Origin of the sequence: Streptomyces sp. NPDC017676, from assembly GCF_044329325.1 — a bacterium.
Taxonomy (GTDB): Bacteria; Actinomycetota; Actinomycetes; order Streptomycetales; family Streptomycetaceae; genus Streptomyces.
The window spans coordinates 102,475-126,605 of record NZ_JBIRJA010000008.1 but is presented as its reverse complement, the minus strand read 5'-3'; the positions used below and the strand labels follow the sequence as shown (position 1 = coordinate 126,605).

24 protein-coding genes are annotated in these 24,131 nt (G+C 74.0%); 17 read left to right on the top strand and 7 right to left on the bottom strand.

All coding sequences use genetic code 11. The features are described from left to right. Positions 1-97: 97 nt before the first annotated feature. The 4 genes from bioB (at position 98) to ACH4LD_RS18930 (ending at position 4,512) form a co-directional block, all read left to right on the top strand. Positions 98-1,243 (top strand): biotin synthase BioB, encoded by a 1,146-nt coding sequence (gene bioB, locus ACH4LD_RS18945; protein ID WP_398056409.1) that lies wholly within the window; start codon positions 98-100, stop codon positions 1,241-1,243. Next, positions 1,236-2,516: an adenosylmethionine--8-amino-7-oxononanoate transaminase gene (locus ACH4LD_RS18940; RefSeq protein WP_398056410.1), complete on the top strand. Its 1,281-nt coding sequence runs from the start codon at positions 1,236-1,238 to the stop codon at positions 2,514-2,516. Before bioB ends, ACH4LD_RS18940 begins: the two co-directional genes overlap by 8 nt. Position 2,517: 1 nt before the next feature. Then, positions 2,518-3,234, top strand: coding sequence for a dethiobiotin synthase (gene bioD, locus ACH4LD_RS18935; protein WP_398056411.1), 717 nt, complete (start codon positions 2,518-2,520; stop codon positions 3,232-3,234). A gap of 585 nt (positions 3,235-3,819) precedes the next feature. Then, complete coding sequence (locus ACH4LD_RS18930) at positions 3,820-4,512, top strand: class I SAM-dependent methyltransferase (protein ID WP_398056412.1); 693 nt, start codon at positions 3,820-3,822, stop codon at positions 4,510-4,512. On the opposite strand, the gene ACH4LD_RS18925 is transcribed toward ACH4LD_RS18930, so the two are convergent. Beyond that, positions 4,513-4,887 (bottom strand): fic family toxin-antitoxin system, toxin component, encoded by a 375-nt coding sequence (locus ACH4LD_RS18925; protein ID WP_398056413.1) that lies wholly within the window; start codon positions 4,885-4,887, stop codon positions 4,513-4,515. A 4-nt stretch (positions 4,888-4,891) separates the two neighbouring features. Further along, the gene (locus ACH4LD_RS18920; protein WP_189817279.1) at positions 4,892-5,134 is read right to left on the bottom strand and encodes a toxin-antitoxin system HicB family antitoxin; all 243 of its coding nucleotides are present in this window, start codon (positions 5,132-5,134) and stop codon (positions 4,892-4,894) included. 294 nt (positions 5,135-5,428) lie between these two features. Here ACH4LD_RS18920 and ACH4LD_RS18915 point away from each other — a divergent pair, with 294 nt between their 5' ends. From ACH4LD_RS18915 to mug, 7 genes are all read left to right on the top strand, one after another. Beyond that, complete coding sequence (locus ACH4LD_RS18915) at positions 5,429-6,316, top strand: LLM class F420-dependent oxidoreductase (RefSeq protein ID WP_398056414.1); 888 nt, start codon at positions 5,429-5,431, stop codon at positions 6,314-6,316. Between the two features lie 45 nt (positions 6,317-6,361). Further along, positions 6,362-6,787, top strand: a complete 426-nt coding sequence (locus ACH4LD_RS18910; protein WP_398056415.1) for a GNAT family N-acetyltransferase — start codon at positions 6,362-6,364, stop codon at positions 6,785-6,787. Between the two features lie 152 nt (positions 6,788-6,939). Continuing rightward, positions 6,940-8,436, top strand: coding sequence for a hemolysin family protein (locus tag ACH4LD_RS18905; protein WP_398056416.1), 1,497 nt, complete (start codon positions 6,940-6,942; stop codon positions 8,434-8,436). Then, complete coding sequence (locus ACH4LD_RS18900; RefSeq protein ID WP_398056417.1) at positions 8,433-9,452, top strand: hemolysin family protein; 1,020 nt, start codon at positions 8,433-8,435, stop codon at positions 9,450-9,452. Before ACH4LD_RS18905 ends, ACH4LD_RS18900 begins: the two co-directional genes overlap by 4 nt. A gap of 308 nt (positions 9,453-9,760) precedes the next feature. After that, on the top strand, positions 9,761-10,549 hold the full coding sequence (locus ACH4LD_RS18895; RefSeq protein ID WP_398056418.1) for an SGNH/GDSL hydrolase family protein: 789 nt from the start codon (positions 9,761-9,763) through the stop codon (positions 10,547-10,549). Positions 10,550-10,759: 210 nt separating this feature from the next. Beyond that, the gene (gene purB, locus ACH4LD_RS18890) at positions 10,760-12,202 is read left to right on the top strand and encodes an adenylosuccinate lyase (RefSeq protein WP_132788412.1); all 1,443 of its coding nucleotides are present in this window, start codon (positions 10,760-10,762) and stop codon (positions 12,200-12,202) included. A gap of 71 nt (positions 12,203-12,273) precedes the next feature. After that, positions 12,274-12,804 (top strand): G/U mismatch-specific DNA glycosylase, encoded by a 531-nt coding sequence (gene mug, locus ACH4LD_RS18885; RefSeq protein ID WP_398056419.1) that lies wholly within the window; start codon positions 12,274-12,276, stop codon positions 12,802-12,804. On the opposite strand, the gene ACH4LD_RS18880 is transcribed toward mug, so the two are convergent. From ACH4LD_RS18880 to ACH4LD_RS18870, 3 genes are read right to left on the bottom strand one after another with little or no spacing between them, the layout of a single operon-like run. After that, entirely contained in the window at positions 12,765-13,208 is a 444-nt protein-coding gene (locus ACH4LD_RS18880) for a hypothetical protein (protein WP_132788414.1), read from the bottom strand. The genes mug and ACH4LD_RS18880 overlap by 40 nt on opposite strands. A gap of 45 nt (positions 13,209-13,253) precedes the next feature. Continuing rightward, positions 13,254-13,964 carry an ABC transporter permease gene (locus tag ACH4LD_RS18875; RefSeq protein ID WP_132788415.1) on the bottom strand — a complete coding sequence of 237 codons (711 nt, stop codon included), beginning with the start codon at positions 13,962-13,964 and terminating at the stop codon, positions 13,254-13,256. A gap of 2 nt (positions 13,965-13,966) precedes the next feature. Further along, entirely contained in the window at positions 13,967-14,887 is a 921-nt protein-coding gene (locus ACH4LD_RS18870) for an ATP-binding cassette domain-containing protein (protein WP_132788416.1), read from the bottom strand. Between the two features lie 107 nt (positions 14,888-14,994). On the opposite strand from ACH4LD_RS18870, the gene ACH4LD_RS18865 reads away from it, so the two are divergent. From ACH4LD_RS18865 to ACH4LD_RS18855, 3 genes are all read left to right on the top strand, one after another. Next, positions 14,995-16,149, top strand: coding sequence for a histidine kinase (locus ACH4LD_RS18865; protein ID WP_132788417.1), 1,155 nt, complete (start codon positions 14,995-14,997; stop codon positions 16,147-16,149). A gap of 14 nt (positions 16,150-16,163) precedes the next feature. Then, the gene (locus ACH4LD_RS18860) at positions 16,164-16,820 is read left to right on the top strand and encodes a response regulator (protein ID WP_398056420.1); all 657 of its coding nucleotides are present in this window, start codon (positions 16,164-16,166) and stop codon (positions 16,818-16,820) included. A 97-nt stretch (positions 16,821-16,917) separates the two neighbouring features. After that, positions 16,918-18,075 carry an ROK family protein gene (locus ACH4LD_RS18855; RefSeq protein WP_132788419.1) on the top strand — a complete coding sequence of 386 codons (1,158 nt, stop codon included), beginning with the start codon at positions 16,918-16,920 and terminating at the stop codon, positions 18,073-18,075. Positions 18,076-18,609: 534 nt separating this feature from the next. Here the strand turns inward: ACH4LD_RS18855 and ACH4LD_RS18850 are convergent. Together ACH4LD_RS18850 and ACH4LD_RS18845 are read right to left on the bottom strand one after the other, a co-directional pair. Continuing rightward, a complete protein-coding gene (locus ACH4LD_RS18850; protein WP_132788420.1) occupies positions 18,610-19,371 on the bottom strand; it encodes a GntR family transcriptional regulator in 762 nt (253 codons plus the stop codon). A 267-nt stretch (positions 19,372-19,638) separates the two neighbouring features. After that, positions 19,639-20,523, bottom strand: coding sequence for an RNA polymerase sigma-70 factor (locus tag ACH4LD_RS18845; protein ID WP_398056421.1), 885 nt, complete (start codon positions 20,521-20,523; stop codon positions 19,639-19,641). Positions 20,524-20,644: 121 nt separating this feature from the next. Here ACH4LD_RS18845 and ACH4LD_RS18840 point away from each other — a divergent pair, with 121 nt between their 5' ends. The 3 genes from ACH4LD_RS18840 to ACH4LD_RS18830 all read left to right on the top strand — a co-directional run bounded on the left by ACH4LD_RS18840 (position 20,645) and on the right by ACH4LD_RS18830 (position 23,971). Next, positions 20,645-21,298 carry an NADPH-dependent F420 reductase gene (locus ACH4LD_RS18840; protein ID WP_398056422.1) on the top strand — a complete coding sequence of 218 codons (654 nt, stop codon included), beginning with the start codon at positions 20,645-20,647 and terminating at the stop codon, positions 21,296-21,298. Positions 21,299-21,436: 138 nt separating this feature from the next. Then, positions 21,437-22,267 (top strand): alpha/beta fold hydrolase, encoded by an 831-nt coding sequence (locus ACH4LD_RS18835; RefSeq protein WP_132788423.1) that lies wholly within the window; start codon positions 21,437-21,439, stop codon positions 22,265-22,267. A gap of 117 nt (positions 22,268-22,384) precedes the next feature. Next, a complete protein-coding gene (locus ACH4LD_RS18830; RefSeq protein WP_398056423.1) occupies positions 22,385-23,971 on the top strand; it encodes an alkaline phosphatase D family protein in 1,587 nt (528 codons plus the stop codon). Positions 23,972-24,131: the final 160 nt, after the last annotated feature.

Sequence of the window (24,131 nt, the reverse complement as noted above, 5' to 3'; positions counted from 1 at the left end):
GGCTACCCAGGGTGTGGCAATACCCACACGGTGAACCTGCTCCGTTGTGCGAAGTCTCCTTGGCCCGGGGCGGTCCCGTAGGACAGGATCAGGCCCCATGGACCTGCTGAACACGCTGGTGGACAAGGGGCTTCGGCGCGAGCTGCCGACCCGCGAGGAAGCGCTCGCCGTGCTGGCCACCTCCGATGACGACCTGCTCGACGTGGTGGCCGCGGCCGGCAAGGTGCGCCGGCACTGGTTCGGGCGCCGGGTGAAACTCAACTATCTGGTGAACCTCAAGTCGGGCCTGTGCCCGGAGGACTGCTCGTACTGCTCCCAGCGGCTCGGTTCGAAGGCCGACATCCTGAAGTACACCTGGCTCAAGCCGGACGAGGCCTCCCAGGCCGCCGCGGCGGGCCTCGCGGGCGGAGCCAAGCGGGTCTGTCTGGTGGCCAGCGGACGCGGCCCGACGGACCGGGACGTGGACCGGGTCTCGCAGACCATCAAGGCCATCAAGGAGCAGAACGAGGGCGTCGAGGTGTGCGCCTGCCTCGGCCTGCTCTCCGACGGCCAGGCCGAACGGCTGCGCGAGGCCGGCGCGGACGCGTACAACCACAACCTCAACACCTCGGAGTCCACGTACGGGGACATCACCACCACCCACACGTACGCCGATCGGGTGGACACGGTGCACAAGGCGCACGCGGCCGGCCTGTCCGCCTGTTCGGGCCTGATCGCGGGCATGGGCGAGAGCGACGAGGACCTGGTCGACGTGGTGTTCTCGCTGCGTGAGCTGGACCCGGACTCGGTGCCCGTGAACTTCCTGATCCCCTTCGAGGGCACCCCGCTGGCCAAGGAGTGGAACCTCACTCCGCAGCGCTGCCTGCGGATCCTCGCGATGGTCCGGTTCGTCTGCCCGGACGTGGAGGTCCGGATCGCGGGCGGCCGTGAGGTCCACCTGCGCACGATGCAGCCGCTGGCACTGCACCTGGCCAACTCCATCTTCCTCGGCGACTACCTGACCAGCGAGGGCCAGGCCGGCAAGGCCGACCTGGAGATGATCGCGGACGCCGGATTCGAGGTGGAGGGCGCCGACCAGGTGACGCTGCCGGAGCACCGGACGGAGGCCGGGGGCTGCGGGGACACCGGGGGCTGCCACGAGGGCGGCGGCGTCTGCGGGTCGGCGCCGGCCGGCGAGCCGCGGACCGACCTGGTCGCGGTCCGCCGCCGGGGCGCCGGGACGGATCTCGCGCCCAATGCCTGAGCTCGGTGTGCCGGAGCTGCTGGAGCTGGACCGGCGGCACGTGTGGCACCCGTACGGCCCGATGCCCGGGCGCGCGGAACCGCTCGTCGTGGAGGCGGCGAGCGGGGTCCGGCTGCGGCTGGCGGACGGGTCCGGCGAGCTGGTCGACGGCATGTCGTCGTGGTGGTCGGCCATCCACGGCTACCGGCACCCGGTCCTCGACGAGGCCGTGCGCGAGCAGCTCGGGCGGATGAGCCACGTCATGTTCGGCGGGCTCACGCACGAGCCCGCCGTCCGGCTCGCGAAGCTCCTTGTCGACATGTCGCCTGACGGTCTGGAACACGTCTTCCTGGCCGACTCCGGGTCCGTGTCGGTCGAGGTCGCCGTGAAGATGTGCCTCCAGTACTGGCGCTCGCTCGGCCGGCCGGGCAAGCAGCGGCTCCTGACCTGGCGCGGCGGCTACCACGGCGACACCTGGAACCCGATGTCCGTGTGCGACCCCGAGGGCGGGATGCACCAGCTGTGGACCGGCGTGCTGCCCCGCCAGGTGTTCGCGGACGCGCCGCCCGCCGGGTACGAGGAGGCGTACGCGGACCATCTGCGGGAGCTCATCGCGCGGCACGCCGACGAGCTGGCCGCCGTGATCGTGGAGCCGGTGGTGCAGGGCGCGGGAGGGATGCGGTTCCACTCCCCCGCGTATCTGCAGGTGCTGCGCGAGGCGTGCGACGCGCACGACGTGCTGCTGGTGTTCGACGAGATCGCCACCGGCTTCGGCCGCACCGGCGCACTGTTCGCGGCGGACCACGCGTCCGTCAGCCCGGACGTGATGTGCGTGGGCAAGGCGCTGACCGGCGGTTATCTCACGATGGCGGCCACCCTGTGCACCCCGCGGGTCGCCGACGCCATTTCGCGGGGCGAGGTGCCGGTGCTCGCGCACGGGCCGACGTTCATGGGCAACCCGCTGGCCGCGGCCGTGGCCTGCGCTTCCATCGAGCTGCTGCGGGGACAGGACTGGCTCGCGGAGGTCAAGCGGATCGAGGCGGCCCTGCGGGAGGGCCTGGCGCCGGCGCTCGACGTGCCCGGGGTGCGGGACGTCCGCGTCCTCGGCGCGATCGGGGTCGTCCAGCTCGACCACGCGGTGGACATGAAGGCCGCGACCGAGGCCGCCGTACGGGCGGGCGTGTGGCTGCGCCCGTTTCGCGACCTGATCTACACGATGCCGCCGTACGTCACCTCGGACGAGGACGTGGCACGGATCGCGCGCGCGGTGTGCGCCGCCGCGCGGGAGGGATGACATGCCGGTACTGGTGATCACAGGGACGGGTACGGAGATCGGCAAGACGGTCACCACCGCCGCCGTCGCCGCCACGGCGCTCGCGGCCGGACGCTCGGTGGCCGTGCTGAAGGCCGCCCAGACGGGCGTGGGGCCGGACGAGCGCGGGGACGCCGACGAGGTCGCGCGCCTCGCGGGCCCGGTCACGACCGGTGAACTCGCCCGGTTTCCCGAGCCGTTGGCGCCGGGTACGGCGGCCCGGCGGGCCGGGATGGCGCCGGTGCATCCGCACGAGGTGGCCGAGCGGGCCGCCAAGCTGGCCACCGAGCACGATCTGGTGCTGGTGGAGGGAGCGGGCGGGCTGCTCGTCCGGTTCGACGCGGCCGGCGGCACGCTCGCCGACGCGGCCAAGCTCCTGGGGGCGCCGGTGCTGGTCGTCGCCCAGGCCGGTCTCGGCACGCTCAACGTCACGGAGCTGACCGCACGTGAACTGCTGCGCCGTGACCTGGAGCTGGCCGGTGTGGTGATCGGCAGCTGGCCCGCCACGCCGGATCTCGCCACCCGCTGCAACGTCGCCGACCTGCCGGAGGTCGCCGCGGCCCCGCTGCTCGGCGCGCTGCCCGCCGGCGCCGCCGCCCTGCCCCCCACCGAGTTCCGCACAGCGGCCCCGACCTGGCTGTCCCCCCGCCTGGACGGCACATGGGACGCGGAGGCGTTCCGGGTACGGGAGGCCCCGTAGCCGTACCGGGGAGGATGTCGGCGGGGCGCGGCAGCGGTGTCCGATGGGCGCGGCCGACAAGGTGCCGCTGCCGGGCCGGACCCGAACGTCGACGGGACCCCTTCAACGGTGCCTGGTGACCGAAGCCGGCAGGATGCCGCCGCCGGACCGGGTCACGGCGTCGGCGGGACGCGGCCGCGGTGCCTGGTGACCGAAGCCGACGGGGTACCGCCGCCGGGCCGGACCCGAACGTCGACGGGACCCCTTCAACGGTGCCTGGTGACCGAAGCCGGCAGGATGCCGCCGCCGGACCGGGCCAGGGCGTCGGCGGGGCGCGGCAGCGGTGCCTGGTGACCGAAGCCGACGGGGTGCCGCTGCCGGGTCGGGGCGTTGGTGACGGCGCCCCGGTGACCACCAGCTCACCGGGAACGGCGCCGGCCCCTCCGCCGCGGTGACGGGCACCCGCGCCAGGCGGGCCTCCCCGCGCGCGATCTGCGGTGGCCGACCCCGCGCGCGGCTGGGCGTGCCGCAGTCCGCTCGGTGGGGGTGCGCCGGGGTGGACCGGGGGACACTCTTCCCAGGGGCGTGCTGTCCAGGGAGGTTGCCATGCGGCTGCTGTCCACCCGTTCCGGCCAGGTGGCGCGGGGCCCCGTCCACCATCCGCTGTTCGCCCGTTACTACGCCCGGATCAGCGTCGGCGCCGAGTCCCGGCTCGGGATGGCCGGGATGCGGGAACGGCTGCTCGCCGGGCTCGCCGGGCGGGTGATCGAGATCGGCGCGGGCAACGGGCTGAACTTCCGGCACTACCCCGGCACCGTCGCGGAGGTCGTGGCGATCGAACCCGAGCCGCTGCTCAGGCAGCTGGCGCTGGAGTCCGCGCTGCGTGCCGAGGTGCCGGTCGACGTGGTGCCGGGCGCGGCGGAGGCCCTGCCGGTCAAGAGCGAGGCGTTCGACGCGGCCGTGCTGTCGCTGGTCCTGTGCAGCGTGCGGGACGTCGCGCGGACGCTCGGCGAGGTACGACGGGTGCTCCGGCCCGGCGGCGAGGTGCGGTTCTTCGAGCACGGGCGGGGCGGCGGCCGGCTGATGACGGTGACCCAGCAGGCCCTGGACCGCACCCTGTGGCCGACGCTGAACGGCGGCTGTCATCTCTCCCGGGAGCCGGTCGCCGCCCTGCGCGCCGCGGGATTCCGCCTCGGCCCGCACCGACAGGTACTGCTGCCGGAGAGGGGCCCCACGCTGCCGACCTCCTACTGCGCGCTGGGCGTCGCCTGGCGGCCGGACGAGCCGCAGGCCCGCTGATCAGAGGCTCCAGCCGCGCAGTTCCCGCGCGATGTCCTCGACGCTCGCGGAGCCGTCCTTGACCAGCCGCGCCAGGTCCCGGACCTGCTCGGGTGTGGTGGCGACCTTCTCGCCGCTGGCGACCAGATAGGCGTAGGCGACCGCCGAGGCGAACAGTGCGTTGGCCCGTTCCAGCGCCGGGACGTGGATGAGCAGCTGGAGCAGGGAGGCGGCGCGGGCGTGCGGGGTGTCGTACACGGGCACGCCGAATATCTCGGCCCGGTGCCGGGCGACGGCGGCGACCAGGGCGCCCCAGTCGGTGACCTGCGGATCCCCCGGGGTCTTCTGTTCGGCGAGCATGAGCAGCCAGGCGAGGTCGATACTGAGATCGTTCAAGGGATCAGCGGCGGCCTTCACCGGCGTCGGTGCCGCGGGTCTCGGTGAACTCCTCGGCGAACACGGACTCGTACTGCTTCATGAAGTCGGCGGCGGCCTCGACGAAGGTGCGGCCCGCCTCGCCGGTGTCCTGTCTGACCAGCTCTTCGATGTAGCGGTTGACGCTCATGCCGCGGGCCAGGGCGCGCTCGCGGGCGGCACGGGCGGTGCCCTCGTCCACGCGCACGTTCAGCTGGGTCTTCGCCATGCCTCGACGCTAGCGCCGGAACGCTAGCGGCGGCAAGGGCGCACGGAAGCACGGCGCCGGGCCCGCGCCGGCACCCGCCGCTCGGGTTCTCCGGCAGCGGGTGCCGGCCTTGCGCGGGCTGACGCGCTCACGCTCCCGTGGGCACGATCATCGCGGCGGTGGTCGGCCCGGCGGCGGTGAGCGTGCCGGCGGCGCACGAACGACCGGTCCCGACACAGGGCTGTTCCCGATCGGCGGTGGCCGGGGTCGGACATGATGGAAGCGATTCAAGTCGCCACTTGCCGGGGAGAGTTCATGCCGCGTCCGTTCCGCTTCGGAGTCAACCTGCTCGCCTCCGCGCCCGCCGGCGAGTGGCGCGCCAAGTGCCGCCGCGCCGAGGAGCTGGGGTACGACGTGATCCTCGTCCCCGACCACCTCGGCATGGTCGCGCCGTTCCCGGCGCTGGTCGCGGCGGCGCAGGCGACCGAACGGCCCCGGCTCGGCACGTTCGTGCTCAACGCGGGCTTCTGGAACCCGGCGCTGCTGGCCCGCGAGGTGGCGACCACCGACGCACTGACCGGCGGCCGGCTCGAACTCGGCCTCGGCACCGGGTACGTACCGGCGGAGCACGAGGCGGCCGGGCTGCCGTACGGCTCCCCGCGCGAGCGGGTGGACCACCTGGAGCGCACGGTGGCGGAGCTGGGGCGGCTGCTCGGTTCCGCGGAACACGAGCCGCGGCCCGCGCAGTCCCGGGTGCCGGTGCTGATCGGCGCCAACGGCGACCGGATGCTGCGCCTGACCGCGGCCCACGCGGACATCGCGGCCTTCACCGGGGCCCGGCCGGGCAGGACGCCCGGCACGCTGGACCCGCTGAGTGCAGAGGAACTGGACGAGCGGGTGGCCCGCTACCGCGCGCTGGCGGTGGACCGGGCGGTGCCCGCCGAGCTGAACCTGCTGGTCCAGGCCGTGGCCGTCACCGACGACCCCGAGTCGGCGCTGAAGCCGCTGCTGGAACGGCGGCCCGACATGACCGTGGACCAGGTACTGGCCCTGCCCCTCGTGCTGGCCGGTCCGCTGGAGGAGGTCGTGGCGAAGGCGCGGGCCCAGCGGGAGCGGTTCGGGTTCTCGTACCTGACCGTGCTGGAGCCCTTCATGGAGGCGTTCGCGCCGGTGATGGAGCGGCTGCGCGCGGAGTCCGCATGACGGAATTCCGGGCGGCCCGCGGACGGTCCCGATCATGATGGGCGCATGACTGATCTGCGTCTGCGCGCCGCCGGGTCCGACGATCTCGACGCCGTCCTCGCCTTCTGGAGGACGGCCGCCGAGGGCACCAGCATCAGCGACGACCGCGCCGGGGTGGAGCGGCTGACCGACCGCGACCCCGAGGCCCTGATCCTCGCCGAACAGGACGGCGAGCTGGTCGGCACGGTGATCGCCGGCTTCGACGGCTGGCGGTGCCATCTGTACCGGCTCGCGGTGCACCCGGAGCGGCGGCGGCAGGGCGTCGCCTCGGCGCTGCTGGCCGCCGCCGAGGAGCGGTTCGTACGGCTCGGCGGGCGGCGCGCGGACGCGATGGTGCTGGTGCGCAACGAGACCGCGCACCACGCCTGGGGTGCGGCCGGGTACGGGCCGGAGGAGCACTGGCGGCGCTGGGTGAAGCCGCTCACGGACTGAGACCGAAAGGCTTCTTTGCTCATCCTTTACCCTTGAGGGAGCACTCGGCCCTCTATGAAAGGTTGTGAGCGTCCGCCCATGGGCGAGCCTCCCAGTCCGCGATACCGCGCGTTCTCCCGAACCCTGTCCGATCCTGGGACGGGGGTGATCCGATGACCGAAGTGCTCCTCCTTCTGGTGGCGATCCTGCTGTCGCTGGCCTGCGGCGCCTTCGTGGCGGCGGAGTTCTCGCTGACCACGGTGGAACGCGGCGAGCTGGAGCGGGCCGCCGCGCGTGGCGAGCGCGGTGCCGCCGGCGCCCTGAAGGCCGTACGGAACCTGACCTTCCAGCTGTCCGGCGCGCAGCTCGGCATCACCGTCACCAACCTGGTGGTCGGCATGCTCGCCGAGCCGTCGATCGCCAAACTGCTCGCCGGGCCGTTCCAGGCGATGGGTCTGTCACGGTCCGCGGCGAGCTCGGCCGCGCTGGTCCTGGGCACGGCCCTGTCGACGGTGGTCCTGATGGTCGTCGGCGAGCTGGTGCCCAAGAACTGGGCGATCTCCTCGCCACTGACCATGGCCAGGCGGGTCGGCAACGCCCAGCGCCTGTTCAGCGCCGCCTTCCGTCCCTTCATCACCCACCTGAACAACACCGCCAACCGCTTCGTGCGCCGGCTCGGCATCGAGCCCGCCGAGGAGCTGGCCTCCGCGCGCGGGCCGCAGGAGCTGGCCGCCCTCGCGCGGCACTCCGCCAAGGAGGGCGCCCTGGAGGCGGACACCGCCGAGCTGTTCGTCCGGACGCTGAACCTGGCCGACCTGACCGCCGAGAACGTGATGACCCCGCGCGTCCAGGTCATCGCCCTGGACACCCAGGCGACCTGCGAGGACGTGGCCAACGCCACCCGGGCGACCGGCCTGAGCCGGTTCCCGGTCTACCGGGGCAGCCTGGACTCGGTCGTCGGCACCGCCCACATCAAGGACGTGCTGGCGGTCCCCGCCGACCAGCGGCGCCACCGTACGGTCGCCCAGGTGATGCGCGAGCCGCTGCTGGTGCCCGAGTCCCTGACCGTCGACCGGCTGCTGGACCGGCTCGGCGGCAGGCGCACCATGGCCGTCGTCATCGACGAGTACGGCGGTACGGCCGGGGTCGCCACCCTGGAGGACATCGTGGAGGAGGTCGTCGGCGAGGTGCGGGACGAGCACGACCCGCACGAGACGCCCGACCTCGCCCCGGCCGGCGCGGACGAGCGGGGCCGGGCCCTGTACGCGGCGGACGGCGCCGCCCGCACCGACCAGCTCGCGCGCGTGGGAATGCGCGTGCCCGAGGGTCCGTACGAGACCCTGGCCGGACTGGTCGCCACCGAGCTGGGCCGGATACCCGCCGCCGGGGACAGCGTCGAGGTGGCCGGCTGGCTGCTGGACGTCGTCGACGCGTCGGGCCGCCGGGCCGCCCGGGTGCTGATGCACGCGCCGCTGGACGACGAACGGTCCTTCGGGCCCGACCGGACCGGTGGCCGCGAGGGGGCCGAGGGACGCGGCGGGAGCGAAGCACGCCGTGTGACCGAGGGGAAGCGCGGCACCGAGGAGCGCCGCGGGAGTGAAGGACGCCGCGGGAGCGATGAACGCCGTGGGACCGCGGGGCACCGCGGGACGCGGGAGGGGACGCGATGACCGCCGTACAGCTGCTGATCGGTCTGGCGACCCTGGTCGTCAACGCCTTCTTCGTCGGCGCCGAGTTCGCGCTGATCTCCGTGCGCCGCTCGCAGATCGAGCCACTGGCCCAGGAGGGCGACCGGCGCGCGCGGAGCGTGCTGTGGGGTCTGGAGCACGTGTCCGCGCTGCTGGCCGCCGCCCAGCTCGGCATCACGCTGTGCACGCTGGTCCTGGGTGTGGTAGCCGAGCCGGCCATCGCGCATCTGCTGGAACCGGTGTTCCACGCGGTGGGCGTGCCCACGAGCGCGGGTCACGCCGTGTCCTTCGTGATCGCGCTGACCCTCGCGACCTATCTGCACATGCTGCTGGGCGAGATGGTGCCCAAGAACATCTCGCTCGCCGAACCGGTCCGCAGCGCGCTGCTGCTCGGCCCGCCGCTGGTCACGCTGTCCCGGGCGCTGCGTCCGGTGATCTTCGCGATCAACGCCTTCGCGAACGGGCTGCTGAAACTGCTGCGCGTGGAGGCGAGGGACGAGGTCGCGGCGACCTTCACGGACGCCGAGCTGGCCGAGATCGTCAAGGACGCCAGCGAGGCCGGCCTGATCGACGACCGGGCGCAGGAGCGGTTGCACGACGCGCTGGAGCTGGGCAGCCGGCCGGTGCGGGACGTGGTCGTACCGCTGCAACGGGTCGTCTACGCGCGCGTGGGCGTCACCCCGGAGCAGTTGGAGCGGCTGTCGGCCGAGTCGGGCTTCTCCCGCTTCCCGGTGGTCGACACCAGCCGCCGGATCGTGGGCTACCTGCACGTGAAGGACGCGCTGGACGCCTCCCCTCGGGACGTACCGTTCCGCCTGGGCGACATGCGGTCCATCGCCCGCGTCCGCGAGGGCACCCCCCTGGACGACGTCCTCACCGCGATGCGCGGCAGCCGCACCCATGTGGCAGCCGTCCTGGGCGAGGACGGCCGGCTGGCGGGCCTGGTGACGATGGAGGACGTGCTCCGGGAGCTGTTCGGCCAGCCGGTGCAGGGGTGACGCGGGGGCGCTGACCCCGGACGGAGGCGGCGACTCCCGGGGGCGCCGGTACGGGCCCGGGATGGCCGCGGTGGACCCCGGGGGTGCCGGTAAGGGCCCGGGATGGCTGCGGCGGGCCCCAGGGGCGCCGATACGGGCCCGGTACGGCCACGGTGGCTTCCAGGTGCACCGGTACGGGTCCGGGACGGCCGCGGTGGCTCCCGGGGTCCGCCGGTCTGGCCTGCGGCTGTCTGAGGCGGCTGGGCCGGACGGGTGGGGCGGGCCGACCGACCGGCAGGTATTGGCCCCGGGATACCATCTCTGTCGCCATGCAGACGAACCCCACACCTCCCCCGTACACCAGCCTCGTCGCGGTCGGCGACTCCTTCACCGAGGGCATGTCGGATCTGCTGCCCGACGGCTCCTACCGCGGCTGGGCCGATGTGCTCGCCGCGCGGATGGCCGCCCGCACGCCCGGGTTCCGGTACGCCAACCTGGCCGTGCGCGGGAAGCTGATCGGGCAGATCGTCGACGAGCAGGTGCCGGTGGCCGCGGCCATGAACGCCGACGTCGTCACCCTGGTCGGCGGACTGAACGACACCCTGCGGCCCAAGTGCGACATGGGCCGGGTCCGGGGCCTGCTCACCGAGGCCGTGGAACGGCTGGCGCCGTCCTGCAAGCAGCTGGTGCTGATGCGCAGCCCCGGCCGTCAGGGCCCGGTGCTGGAGCGGTTCCGGCCGCGCATGGAGGAGCTGTTCAACTGCGTGGACGAGCTGGCCGAGAAGCACGGCGCCCTGGTGGTCGACCTGTACGGGGCGCCCGCGCTGGCCGACCCGCGGCTGTGGGACGTGGACCGGCTGCATCTGACGGCGGAGGGACACCGGCGGGTCGCCGAGGCCGTGTGGCAGACGCTCGGGCACGACGCCGAGGACCCCGAGTGGCATGTGCCGATGGCGGCGACGGCCCCGCCGGGCTGGGTCACGCGCCGGGTCGCGGACGTCCGGTTCGCCCGGCAGCACCTGCTCCCGTGGATAGGCCGCCGCCTGACCGGCCGTTCCTCGGGCGACGGCCGCCCGCCGAAGCGGGCGGAGCTGCTGCCGTACGAGGGCCAGGCCTAGCCCTCCCGGCACGACCACGCGTGTCATGCGCGTCCGGGGCCGGATCCACGCGTCCGGTCCCCGGCTGGAACACGCGCCCGCCGACGTGAGCCACGCGGCCGCTCTCCAGAGGAAGCGGGCCGGCGCCGACGGGGTGACCGGGGTCTCGTAGCTTCCGCCGAAGACACCCATGGCGCTGGCCTGCACGAACCGCCAGTAGACTCTGGACACGTGACTTCTGCGCCCGCCAAGCCCCGCATCCCCAACGTCCTCGCCGGACGCTACGCCTCCGCCGAGCTCGCCACGCTCTGGTCCCCCGAGCAGAAGGTGAAGCTGGAGCGTCAGCTCTGGCTCGCCGTGCTGCGGGCCCAGAAGGACCTCGGTATCGAGGTGCCGGACGAGGCGATCGCCGACTACGAGCGCGTGCTCGACACCGTCGACCTGGCCTCGATCGCCGAGCGCGAGAAGGTCACCCGGCACGACGTGAAGGCGCGGATCGAGGAGTTCAACGACCTCGCCGGGCACGAGCACGTGCACAAGGGCATGACGTCCCGCGACCTCACGGAGAACGTCGAGCAGCTCCAGATCCGGCTCTCGCTGGAGCTGATGCGCGACCGTACGGTGGCCGTGCTGGCCCGCCTCGGCAAGCTCGCGGGCGAGTACGCCGAGCTGGTCATGGCCGGTCGCTCGCACAACGTGGCCGCGCAGGCCACCACCCTCGGCAAGCGGTTCGCGACCGCCGCCGACGAGCTGCTCGTCGCCCACGGCCGGGTGGAGGAGCTGCTGGCCCGCTACCCGCTGCGCGGCATCAAGGGCCCGGTCGGCACCGCTCAGGACATGCTGGACCTGCTGGGCGGGGACGCGGCGAAGCTGGCCGAGCTGGAGAACCGGATCGCGCGCCACCTGGGCTTCTCGCAGGCGTTCACCTCCGTCGGCCAGGTCTACCCGCGTTCGCTGGACTACGAGGTCGTCACCGCGCTGGTGCAGCTGGCGGCGGCGCCGTCCTCGCTGGCCAAGACGATCCGGCTGATGGCCGGGCACGAGCTGGTCACCGAGGGCTTCAAGCCGGGCCAGGTCGGCTCCTCGGCGATGCCGCACAAGATGAACACCCGCTCCTGCGAGCGCGTCAACGGCCTCATGGTCATCCTGCGCGGCTACGCGTCGATGACCGGCGAGCTGGCGGGCGACCAGTGGAACGAGGGCGACGTGTCCTGCTCGGTGGTCCGCCGCGTCGCGCTGCCGGACGCCTTCTTCGCCCTGGACGGCCTGCTGGAGACCTTCCTGACCGTCCTGGACGAGTTCGGGGCCTTCCCGGCCGTCATCGCCCGTGAGCTGGACCGCTACCTGCCGTTCCTGGCCACCACCAAGGTGCTCATGGGCGCCGTCCGGGCCGGGGTCGGCCGCGAGGTCGCGCACGAGGCGATCAAGGAGAACGCCGTGGCCACCGCGCTCGCGATGCGTGAGCAGGGCGCCGAGCGCAACGACCTGCTCGACAAGCTCGCCGCCGACGAGCGGCTGCCACTCGACCGCGAGCAGCTGGCCGCACTGATGGCCGACAAGCTGTCCTTCACCGGCGCCGCCGCCGACCAGGTCGGTGTGGTCCTCGGCCGGATCGAGGAGATCGTCAAGCAGCACCCGGAGGCCGCCGGCTACACCCCCGGAGCGATCCTCTGACCGGCGCACCCCGCTCACCGCGCTTCACCAAGGCGGAACTGGAGGCCGCCCGCGACCGTCTCGTCCCGGACGTGGTCGCGGACGGCCTCCGGGTGCTCTTCTGCGGCATCAACCCCGGGCTGATGACCGCCGCGACCGGCCACCACTTCGCCCGCCCCGGCAACCGGTTCTGGCCGGTGCTGCACCTGTCCGGCTTCACGCCCCGGCTGCTGAAGCCGGCCGAGCAGCGTGAGTTGCTGTCGTACGGCCTCGGCATCACCAACGTGGTGGCACGGGCGACCGCGCGGGCCGACGAGCTGACCGCCGAGGAGTACGTCGAGGGCGGGCGGCTGCTGACCGAGAAGGTGACGCGTCTGCGGCCGAGGTGGCTGGCCGTGGTCGGTGTGACCGCGTACCGGGCCGCCTTCGGTGACCGCACGGCGCAGGTCGGTCCGCAGGAGCGGACGATCGGGGGCACCCGGGTGTGGGTGCTGCCCAACCCCAGCGGGCTGAACGCGCACTGGACGGCGGCGACGATGGCGGAGGAGTTCGCCCGGCTGCGGGAGGCGGCGGGCGCGCCCGGTCACGGCGGGTCGGTCTCCGTCACTATCCCGAGCAGCTGAAACGGCAGCTCCTTGTCCCACTGGGACACACCGAGGGCGATCCAGCGGCCCGTCTCCGGCACCCGCCACAGGTGGACGTCGGGCACGTGACCGCTGAGCCCGGCCCAGGGCTCCGCGACGTCCTCCCCCGCCAGGGTCCGGTCGAGCACGCTGTACAGGCTGAACTGCTGCGGCCGGCCCCACCGCTCCCCGAGCCGCTCCGCGAGGCCGTCCCGGTCGGCCTCGTACTGCGCCTCCGTCTCCTCCCGCGTGCTGCCGTCGCCGTCCCAGAAGTCCTCGCTCGTCCGTAAAGCGGCTATGTGATAGCCGGGCCCGCTCTCGCCGTGCTCCGTCCTGCCGTACGCCGACGGGAACTCCCGGGCGCACAGCAGGTCGATGAGGGTCAGGCACTTCGCGATGTCCATGGGATCCAGTAAAGCGGGGGCCACTGACAATTGGCGGTGCGTCAGTCAGGCGTCCCGGCGCCGCACGCTCCACCCGCCCGCCGCCAGGGCGGCCGCCGCCCACAGGGCGCTCACCGCGAGCCCGCTCCACGTGCCGAGGGTGCCGTCCCAGGTGCTGTGCAGGGCGACTTGGCCGGCCCGGTCGGGGAGGAAGTCGGCGGCACCGCCGGACAGATCGCCGACGACGAAGGAGACGATCAGCAGGAACGGGATCAGCACGGAGAGGGTCGCGACGGCGCTGCGCAGCACGGCCGCGAGTCCGGCGGCGAACAGGGTCATCAGCGTCAGGTGCAGGCCGCAGCCGACGGCGCCGCGCACGCCCTCGGCCCAGCCGGGAGCGGACGCGCCGAGCGCCGCCCGGCCCACCAGGAGCGTGACGAACCCGGTGAGCAGTCCGACGGCCAGCGCCGGCAGCGCGATCGCCGTCGTCTTCGCGGCGAACCAGCGTCCCCGGCCGGGCACCGCCGTCAGCGTCAGCCGCAGCGCGCCGCCCCGGAATTCCGACGCGACGGCCGTCGTGCCGAAGGCGATGGCGGCGATCTGCCCGAAGTTGATGCCGAAGAACACCGAGAACAGCGGGTCGGCGTCGTCGGTGTCGGCCGCTGCGAGCGCCGAGAACACGGCGGTGGCGACGAGGACCGCGGCGAGGGCGCCCAGCAGGGAGCGCAGGGTACGGATCTTGATCCACTCGGCGTGGAGCGCGGGCACGAAGGACATGGTCAGGCCTCCTGGGGCGGTGCGGTGAACTCGGCCTCGGCCGCCGTCAGATCGAGGTATGCCTCCTCCAAGGTGGCCTCATGGGCGGAGAGTTCCAGGACCGGGACGCCCGCCTCGGACATGAGCCGGCCCACGTCGTCCACGCGCGCGTGCCGTACCGTCCAGGTCCCGTCCTCGTCCCTGGAGGCGTCGTGGCCGTGCCGGGCGAGGAGGTCGGCGAGGGCGGCGGGATCAGTGGTGCGGACGCGGACGTGGGGCCGTACGCGCGCGTGGATGAACTCCCGCACCGGTGTGTCGGCGAGCAGCCGGCCGCGGCCGAGGATCAGCAGGTGGTCGGCGAAGGCGGCGGTCTCGCCCATGAGATGGCTGGAGACCAGGACCGTACGGCCCTCGGCGGCGAGCCGGCGCAGCAGTGCGCGGATCCAGACGATGCCCTCGGGGTCGAGTCCGTTGGCGGGTTCGTCGAGCAGGACGACCTCGGGGTCGCCGAGCAGGGCGGCGGCGATGCCGAGCCGTTGGCGCATGCCGAGGGAGTACGTCCGTACCCTGCGCCGCGCCACCGGGGTGAGGCCGGTCTCCTCCAGGACCGTGTCGACCCGGCGGACCGGGATCCGGTTGCTCGCGGCGAGGGCCAGCAGATGGTCGCGGGCGGTGCGGGAGCCGTGCGCGGCGCCCGCGTCGAGCAGGGCGCCCACCCGGCGCAGGGGTTCCCGCAACCGCGGGTAGGGGTGGCCGCCGATCGTGGCGGTGCCGGCGGTGGGCCGGTCGAGGCCCAGGACGAGGCGCAGGGTGGTGGACTTGCCGGCGCCGTTGGGGCCGAGGAAGCCGGTGACCCGGCCGGGGCGCACACGGAAGGTGAGGCGGTCGACGGCCCGCCGGCCGCCGTGGTCCTTGGTGAGGTCCCGTACGTCGATGCTGGTCATGGCAACAGCCTCACCGGGAGCGGCGGTTGGCTCTTCCCCCGCCGGTGGGGACCGTCTCCCCCGTGCGGGGGAGGTCCGTTGTCAGTGCCGCCTGCGACGATGAGGTCATGGCTCGCCTTCTGCGCCCGCTGCTGCGCGGGACGACGTACACGCGCCTGCTGCATCTGTGGGTGCCGATGCTGGTGGTCAGCGTCTGGCTCTTCGTCGTCCCGTCGGCCCCCTGGGTGCCCGCGCTGTTCCTCGTCCCGCTCGGTCTCGTGCCCGCGGTGCGCAGGGGCGAAGGCGTGCAGGCGCGGCTGCTGCTCACGCCCGGCGAGCCGGAGCCGGGCATATCCGAGGCGCCGGCGGCGACCTGGCGGGACCGGCTGCGCACGGTGCTGTGGCTGGAGCTGCGGATGCTGCTCGGCGCCGTGACCGTGTTCGCCTCGGTGTGGCTGCCCGTCGTCGGCTTCGAACTGGCGCGGTGCGCCTGGGGCGGAGCCCCGGCGGGCGTCCCGCTGCTGGACCGGCTGCCGGCGCACCGCGCCTGGGCGCTGCTGGCGCCGCTGCCGCTGCTCGCCCTGTACGGGCTGGTCGTCGGGCTCGGGGAGCTGGTCACCGCCGGTGCGCGCCGGCTGCTCGGGCCGTCGGCGGCCGAGCGGCTGGCCGAGCTGGAGGAACGCACCGAGCAGTTGCTGGAACGCACCCGCATCGCACGGGAGTTGCACGACTCGATCGGGCACGCCCTGACGGTGGCGGTGGTCCAGGCGGGCGCGGCGCGGGCGGCGGGCGATCCGGAGTTCACCGACCGGGCGCTGGGCGCCATCGAGGAGACCGGCCGGGCCGCGCTGGAGGATCTGGAGCGGGTGCTGGGCGTGCTGCGGGAGGCCGAGCGGCCGGTGAGCGCGCGGCCCACGCTGGCCGACGCGGGCCGTCTGCTGGAGTCGGCGCGGGCCTCGGGGGCGAAGGTCGACGCCGAGGTCACGGGTCCGCTGGAGGCCGTGCCGGGCCCCGTGTCCCGCGAGGGCTACCGCATCCTCCAGGAGGCGCTCACCAATGTGCTGCGGCACGCGGGAGCCGTCCCCGTCCGGGTCCGGGTCGCGGTCGGCGACGGGACGCTCGCCCTGGAGGTCCGCAATCCGCTGCCGGGAGCCATACCCGGCCCCGGGCGGGGCAGTGGCCTGCGGGGCATACGGGAGCGGGCCGCGCTGCTCGGCGGCGCCGCCCGGACCGGCCCGGACGAGGGCGACTGGCAGGTCCGCGCGGAGCTGCCGGTCGGCTGATCTACGCTGGCCGGATGTCGGTCACCGTACTCCTCGTCGACGACGAACCCCTGGTCCGCGCGGGTCTGCGGGCCGTACTGGAGGCGCAGCCCGACATCGAGGTGGTGGGCGAGGCGGCCGACGGCGCGGCGGTCATCCCGCTCGTGCGGCAGCTGCGGCCGGACGTGGTCGCCATGGACGTGCGGATGCCTCTGATGGACGGCATCGAGGCCACGCGCGCGGTGCTGCGCACCGTGGCCGAACCGCCGAAGATCCTGGTGGTGACCACCTTCGAGGACGACGAGTACGTGTACGAGGCGCTGCGCGCGGGCGCCGACGGGTTCCTGCTGAAGCGGGCCCGCCCGGCCGAGATCGTGCACGCGGTGCGGCTGGTCGCGGAGGGCGAGTCACTGCTGTTCCCGGCGTCCGTACGACGTCTCGCCGCCCGGTACGGCGACGGCGACCGGCCGGCGCGGACCACGCCGACGCACGCCCGGCTCACGGAGCGGGAGGCGGAGGTGCTGCGGCTGATGGCGCGGGGGCTGTCGAACGCGGAGATCGCCGCCCGGCTGGTGGTGGGTGCGGAGACGGTGAAGTCGCATGTGAGCGCCGTGCTGGCCAAGCTCGGCGCGCGCGACCGCACCCAGGCGGTGATCGCTGCCTACGAGTCCCGGTTCGTGGAACCGGGGTGACCGAGGGTCCGGCCGCGGGCGGGGCCGGCCACTCGCCGGGGGCGGACCGCGCCGAGTACGATCCGCCCAACACGCCCGCGAGCTGGGAGGACGGACGGTGGGGCAGCTGACCGGTGGCGATCCCTCGCTGCTGCGAAGGATCAATTCCGCGGTGGTGCTGCACGCGCTGCGTGCCACGGACTGCGCGACGCTCACCGAGATCACCCGCGTCACCGGTCTGTCCCGGCCGACCGTCGAGGGCGTCGTGGAGGGCCTCATCGAGGGTGGCCTCGTCGTCGAGACGGCGGCCGAGGACGGCGGTGCGCGGCGGCAGGGCCGGCCCGCCCGGCGGTTCCGGTTCCGGGCCGAGGCGGGGCATCTGCTGGGTCTGGAGGTCGGTCCGCACCGGGTCGCCGCGCTCCTGTCCGACCTGGACGGGCGGGTCCTGGGCGCGCAGGCCAAGGAGGTCGGCGAGACGGCCCCGGCGGACGAGCGGCTGGACCGGCTGCGCGGCGCGGTCGCCGAGCTGCTGCGCCGCGCCGGGGTCGCGCGCAGCTCGCTGCGGGCCGTGGGTGTGGGCACGCCGGGCATCGTGGAGGCGGACGGCACGGTCCGGCTGAGCACGGCCCTGCCGCAGTGGACGGGGCTGAGGCTCGGCGAGCGGCTGAGCCGTTCCTTCCGGTGCCCGGTGCTGGTGGAGAACGACGCCAACGCGGCGGCGGTCGCCGAGCACTGGAAGGGCGCGGCGGCCGAGACGGACGACGTGGTGTTCGTGCTGGCCGGGCTGAGTCCGGGGGCCGGTTCGCTGATCGGCGGGCGGCTGCACCGGGGCTACGGCGGGGCGGCCGGGGAGATCGGCGCGCTGCATCTGCTGGGCCGGGAGGCGAAGCCGGAGGCGCTGCTGTCCACCACCGACGAGCCGCTGCACCCGCTGGACGAGCAGGCGGTGGCCGAGGTGTTCGCGCTGGCGCGCAAGGGCGACCGGCGGGCGCGGGCGGCCGTGGAGCGGTTCATCCAGCGGCTGGTGCACGACGTGGCCGCGCTGGTGCTGGCGCTCGATCCGGAGCTGGTCGTGATCGGGGGGTGGGCGGCCGGTCTGGACGGGGTCCTGGAGCCGCTGCGGTGCGAGTTGGCCCGCTACTGCCTGCGGCCGCCCCGGGTGGCGCTGTCCATGCTGGGGGAGGCGGCCGTCGCCACGGGGGCGCTGCGGCTGGCTCTGGACCACGTGGAGGAACAGCTGTTCGCGGTCGACGGCACGGTGACGGCCCGCCGGTGACCCGGTGCGGCTCACGGTGACCGCCCGGCTGTGGTCAGGGTGCCCGTACGGTGACCGCGTGACCAGGATGCCCGGTCACGGTGAACACACGCCGGTGAGCCAGTGCGGGGCACGGTGACCGCCGACTGCGATCGGGTGCCCGGCACGGTGATGCCGCCAAAGGTCAAGGCGCCCGGCACGGTGAACAAACGCCGGTGGTCAAGGCGCCCGGCACGGTGACCACCCGACTGCGACCAGGGTGCCCAGCGCGGTGATACCCGCCGGAGGTCAAGGCGCCCGGTGACCATACGCTGATGACTAACTGCCCGGCACGGTGACCCCCCACCGGGTGGTCAGGGTGCCGGGTACGGCGCTCGTGCCCAGTGCGGCGATCCTGCCCTGCGGCGGGCGTGCCGGGTACGGCGCTCTGCCCCGTGCCGTAGCGCCCGCTGCGGCGTTCCTGCCGCTGCGGTGCCGTCGTCGCGGGGCGCGCCCGCACGGCGGGGCCGCACATGCCTGCGGCGCCCCGCCCCCGGGTCGGCTGTCCGCCCGGCGTCAGGAGGCTCGCTTCTCCGGGTCGTGGTGTATCTCCACCCCGGCCGACTCGCCGAAGGTGAGCCGGCAGGTGTCGGCGCGGTAGGTCGCGACCGAGAGTGCCGCGGTACGGCCCTGGACGAAGAAGCGGGTGGTGACGACGAGGACGGGTGAGCCGGGGAGCCGGTCGAGTTCCTTGGCGTCGTCCGCGCGCGCGGAGCCGAGCTCGACGGCACGGTCCTCCCCCTCCAGCGGCAGGTGCTGCAACTCGCGCAGCACCGCACGCGCGCGTGCCGCGCCGGACGGGGCGTCGATCGCGGTCAGGCCGGGCACGGAGGCCGCCGGGATGTAGAGCAGTTCGGTGGCGACCTGCTGGCCGTGGGACATGCGGGAGCGGCGCACGGTGTGGACGGGCTCGTCCGCGCCGGTCTCCAGGGCCGCGGCGACGGCGGCGGGCGGTGCCGCCTGGACGCTGTCGACGGGCTGCCAGGCGTCTCCGGCGGCGCCGGGCCAGGTGTGCTGTTCGGTGCCGACGGCCACGCCCACGCGCGGGGGCGCGACGGTCGTACCGACCCCGCGGCGGCGCTGGAGCCGGCCCTCCAGCTCCAGTTGTTCGAGTGCCTGGCGGAGCGTGGCGCGGGCCACGCCGAAGCGGGCCGCGAGATCACGCTCGTTGGGCAGGATCTCGCCGACCGAGAACTCGGAGTCCAGTGCCTCGGTGAGCACGGTCTTCAGATGCCAGTACTTCGGTTCCGGTACCGATTCCAGCTGCGTGGTCCCCACCCTGTCCTCCGCAAGAGCCGTGGTCCGGCGGTTTTTAGCGCCCTTGTTTATTAAAGGTTGTTGCACTTCTCTGCGACGATAGGGCGGCCGTCACCCTTGGTCAAGACCAATCCTCGGTCCCTGAGCGAACGGACAGGCGACCCGCGCGCACAGCGTTCACGCGGCGTTCGTGTGCGGCGGTACGTGTGACATCGCGGCAAAGTGCCTGTCGCACGACAGAGCCCCCGCCGGACGGCGGGGGCTCGGGCGCCTGGCGGGGCTGGGGGCTCAGTGGCCGGTGAGGTGCCGCAGCTTGTCGGGGTTGCGGACGATGTAGACGGCGGTGATGCGGCCGTCGGCGATGTCCACCTGGAAGAGACTGTCGGGCTTGTCCCCGGACAGGATGAGCAGGGCCGGGCCGCCGTTGGCCTCCAGGAGCCGGTAGGAGATGTCCGCCGGGCCCGAGCGTGCGGCGCCGACGAGGAAGCGGCCGACCTTGTCGGCGGTGTGCAGGACGCGCACCGGCGCCTTGGCCTTGCCGCCACTGTCGCCGACCAGCCGGACGTCCGGGGCGAGCAGGGACATCAGCCCCTCCAGGTCGCCCCCGGACGCGGCGGCGAGGAAACGTTCGGTCAGGTCCCGGCGCCGCACGGGGTCGACCTCGTAGCGGGGGCGCCCCTCCGCGACGTGCCGGCGGGCGCGCCCGGCGAGCTGCCGTACCGCCGGCTCGGCGCGGTCGAGCAGGGTGGCGATCTCGGCGTACGGGTAGCCGAACGCCTCCCGGAGCACGAACACCGCCCGTTCCAGCGGGGACAGTGATTCCAGGACGACCAGGACGGCCAGGGAGACCGTGTCGGCGAGCACCGCGCGGTCCGCGGTGTCCGGTGCGGTGTCGGCGAACTCGGTGAGGTACGGCTCCGGCAGCCACGGCCCGACGTACGCCTCGCCGCGCGACTGCACCTGGCGCAGCCGGTCGATGGCCAGCCGGGTGGTGACGCGCACCAGGTAGGCGCGCGGTTCGCGGACCGCCGCGCGGTCCGCCTGGTACCAGCGCAGCCATGCCTCCTGGACCACGTCCTCGGCGTCGGCGACCCGGCCGAGCACGCGGTACGCGACGCCCATGAGCAGGGGGCGGTGTTCTTCGAAGACGTCGGTGGCGAGGTCGGCGGTCACCGGTCCATCCCAGCCGACACGTCTTGTGCTGTCCACCCGGAATGCCCGCCTCCAGGAGCGGTCCGGATCACAATGACCGCGGGCCGCCGGCGGTCGGCGGCCGGTGACCGTGAGGTGGGCGATGCGGTACGCGGTGCTGGGCACGGGCGAGGTGGGCCGCACGCTGGCCGGCCGGCTGCTGGAACTGGGGCACGAGGTGACCCTGGGGGCCCGTTCCCGGGACAACCCGGTGGCGGTGGAGTGGGCGACGGCCGCGGCCGGCCGGGCGCACGCGGGGACGTTCGCGGACGCCGCCGCGGCGGGCGAGGTGGTCGTCAACGCGGTGGGCGGCCGGGTGGCGCTGGACGCGCTGGCGGCGGCGGGCGCGGAGCACCTGGACGGCAAGGTGCTGGTGGACGTCTCCAATCCGCTCGCGTTCGAGGGGGGTCGGCCGCGGCTGGACCCGGTGGAGTCGGACAGCGTGGCCGAGCGGATCCAGCGGGCGTTCCCGCACGCGCGCGTGGTCAAGACGCTGAACACGGTCAACTGCCAGGTGATGGTGGACCCGCGCCGGGTCCCGGGCGACCACCATGTGTTCGTGTGCGGGGCGGACCCCGGCGCCAAGCAGCAGGTGACGGCGCTGCTCGGGGAGTTCGGCTGGCCGGCCGGACGGGTGCTGGACCTGGGCGGCATCCGGTCGGCGCGCGCGGTGGAGATGTATCTGCCGCTGTGGCTCGCGCTGTTCGGGCGCTTCGGGAACGCCGACTTCAACGTCGAGGTGCGCCGGGCGCGTTGACGACCGTACGACATGGCCGCCTGGCGCGGTCGTGCGGAAGTGCCGTACGGCGGGGACGGCCCTGGGGGCTACCGGCCGGTAGTAATTGCTGACAAGCTGTCTACGGCGTCCGTCAGCAGCCCAGCCGAGGAGCACCCCATGTCCGCCACCGTCTCCTTCAAGGTCCCCGCCCCACACGGCCCGCGCGATGTGAGCGTGTCCTACGCGCGCGTGGGCCGCGGCGAACCCCTGGTCCTGCTGCACGGCATCGGCCATCACCGCCAGGCCTGGGACCCGGTCGTGGACATCCTGGCCACCGAGCGGGAGGTGATCGCCGTCGACCTGCCGGGCTTCGGCGCCTCCCCGGGGCTCCCGGACGGCCTGACCTACGACCTGCCCACCACCAATGCCGTGCTCGGCGCCCTGTTCGAGGCGCTGGAGCTGGAGCGTCCGCACGTCGCCGGCAACTCGCTGGGCGGCCTGCTCGCCCTGGAGCTGGGCCGGGAGAAGCTCGTACGGTCCGTCACCGCCCTGTCCCCCGCCGGTTTCTGGTCCGAGGCCGAGCGGCGGTACGCCTTCACGGTGCTGCTCGCGATGCGGGGCATCGCCCAGCGGCTCCCGCTCCCCCTGGTGGAGGGGCTGTCCCGCACGGCGGCCGGCCGTACCGCGCTGACCAGCACCATCTACGCCCGCCCCGCGCGCCGTTCGCCGGAGGCGGTGGTCGCCGAGACGCTCGCGCTCGTCGGCGCCACCGGCTTCGAGGCGACCCTGCGCGCGGGCAGCACCGTCCGCTTCACCGACGACCTGTCGGGCCTGCCGGTCACGGTGGCCTGGGGCACCCGGGACCGGATTCTCGTGCGCCGCCAGGGCGTCCGTGCCAAGCAGCTCATCCCGCACGCCCGGCTGGTGCGGCTGCCCGGCTGCGGCCACTGCCCGATGAACGACGACCCGGCGCTGGTCGCGCGGGTCATCCTGGACGGCAGCCGCTGAGCACCGCTGACCGCCCTCCGGCCGACCGGAGTTCACTTCCGGTTCGTGTGCGCGCCGCAGCGCCCCAGTAGGTGTGGCTCTGCACACTGGCCGGATCCCGTCCCTGGAGGCGCAGCCATGTCCCACCGTCCGCTCCCCGGTCGCCGCAGCGTTCTGCGCGGCTCCCTCGCCGCGTCGGCGGCCCTGACCCTGCCCGTGGGCCTCGGCGCGGCCCCGGCGTTCGCCCGCTCCGGACGGCCCGCGGCGGGCTGGGGCGTGCAGACCGGTGACGTGACCGCCGACTCCGGTCTGGTGTGGGTGCGTTCGGACCGGCCCGCCCGGATGATCGTGGAGACCTCGGCCACCGAGTCGTTCCGCAACCCCCGCAGATGGCACGGCCCGCTGCTGGGCGCCGGCACGGACTTCACCGGCACCACCCGGCTGCACAGACTGCCCTCCGGCGAGCAGATCCACTACCGGGTGCTGCTCGCCGACCCCGACGACCCGCGCCGCACCGGCGAGCCGGTGACCGGCACCTTCCGCACGGTCTCCCGGCGCCGCCGGGACGGCGTGCGCTTCCTCTGGTCGGGCGACCTGGCCGGCCAGGGCTGGGGCATCAACCCCGACCTCGGCGGCTACCGCATCTACGACGCGATGGCGAAGCTGGACCCGGACTTCTTCCTGTGCAGCGGCGACAACATCTACGCCGACGGCCCCATCACCGCCACGCAGGCGCTGCCCGACGGCAGCACCTGGCGGAACGTCACCACCGAGGAGAAGTCCAAGGTCGCCGAGACGCTCACCGAGTACCGGGGCAACTTCCGCTACAACCTGCTCGACGCCAACCTGCGCCGGTTCAACGCCCAGGTGCCGTCGATCATCCAGTGGGACGACCACGAGGTGCGCAACAACTGGTACCCGGGCGAGGTGATCGCCTCCTCCGACACCCGTTACACCGAGAAGAGCATCGACGTCCTCGCCGCGCGTGCCCGGCGGGCGTTCAGCGAGTACTTCCCCCTCTCCACGCTGCGTCCCGGTGCCGAGGAGGGGCGCGTCTACCGGGTGCTGCGCCAGGGCCCGCTGCTCGACGTGTTCGTGCTCGACATGCGCACCTACCGCAACGCCAACTCCGCCGACGACCAGACCGTGGACCCGCAGGGCATCCTCGGCCGGGAGCAGCTGGAGTGGCTCAAGCGGGAGCTGGCCCGGTCGCGCGCGGTGTGGAAGGTGATCGCGGCCGACATGCCGCTCGGCCTCGTCGTACCGGACACGACGGAGAACAAGCCGAACTTCGAGGCGGTGGCCCAGGGCGACCCGGGCGACCCGCTGGGCCGTGAGCTGCAGATCGCCGAGCTGCTGCGGTTCATCAAGCACCGGCGGATCACCGGAACGCTGTGGCTGACGGCGGACGTGCACCACACCTCCGCCCAGCACTACCAGCCGTCGCGGGCCGCGTTCACCGACTTCGAGCCGTTCTGGGAGTTCGTCTCCGGACCGCTGAACGCCGGGGCCTTCCCGGCCAGCGCGCTGGACGGCACGTTCGGTCCGGAGCGGGTGTTCGTGAAGGCGCCGACCGCGTCGAACGTCTCGCCCGCGGGCGGCTACCAGTTCTTCGGCGAGGTCGACATCGACGGGGACAGCGGCGAGCTGACGGTGCGGCTGCGGGAGCAGGACGGCACCGTGCTGTTCACACAGACGCTCCAGCCGGGCCGCGTCGGTCAGTAGGCGGCATCCGCGGGACCACCGCCAGGAGGTCCGGGACGTTTCGGGCCGTGGGGGGGCCCCGGGGGGGCGGGGGGGGGGGGGGGCCGCCCCCCCCCCCCCCCCCGGCCCCGGGGGGGCCCGGGGGGGGGGGGGCGGGGGGGGGGGGGGGGCGCGGGGGCCC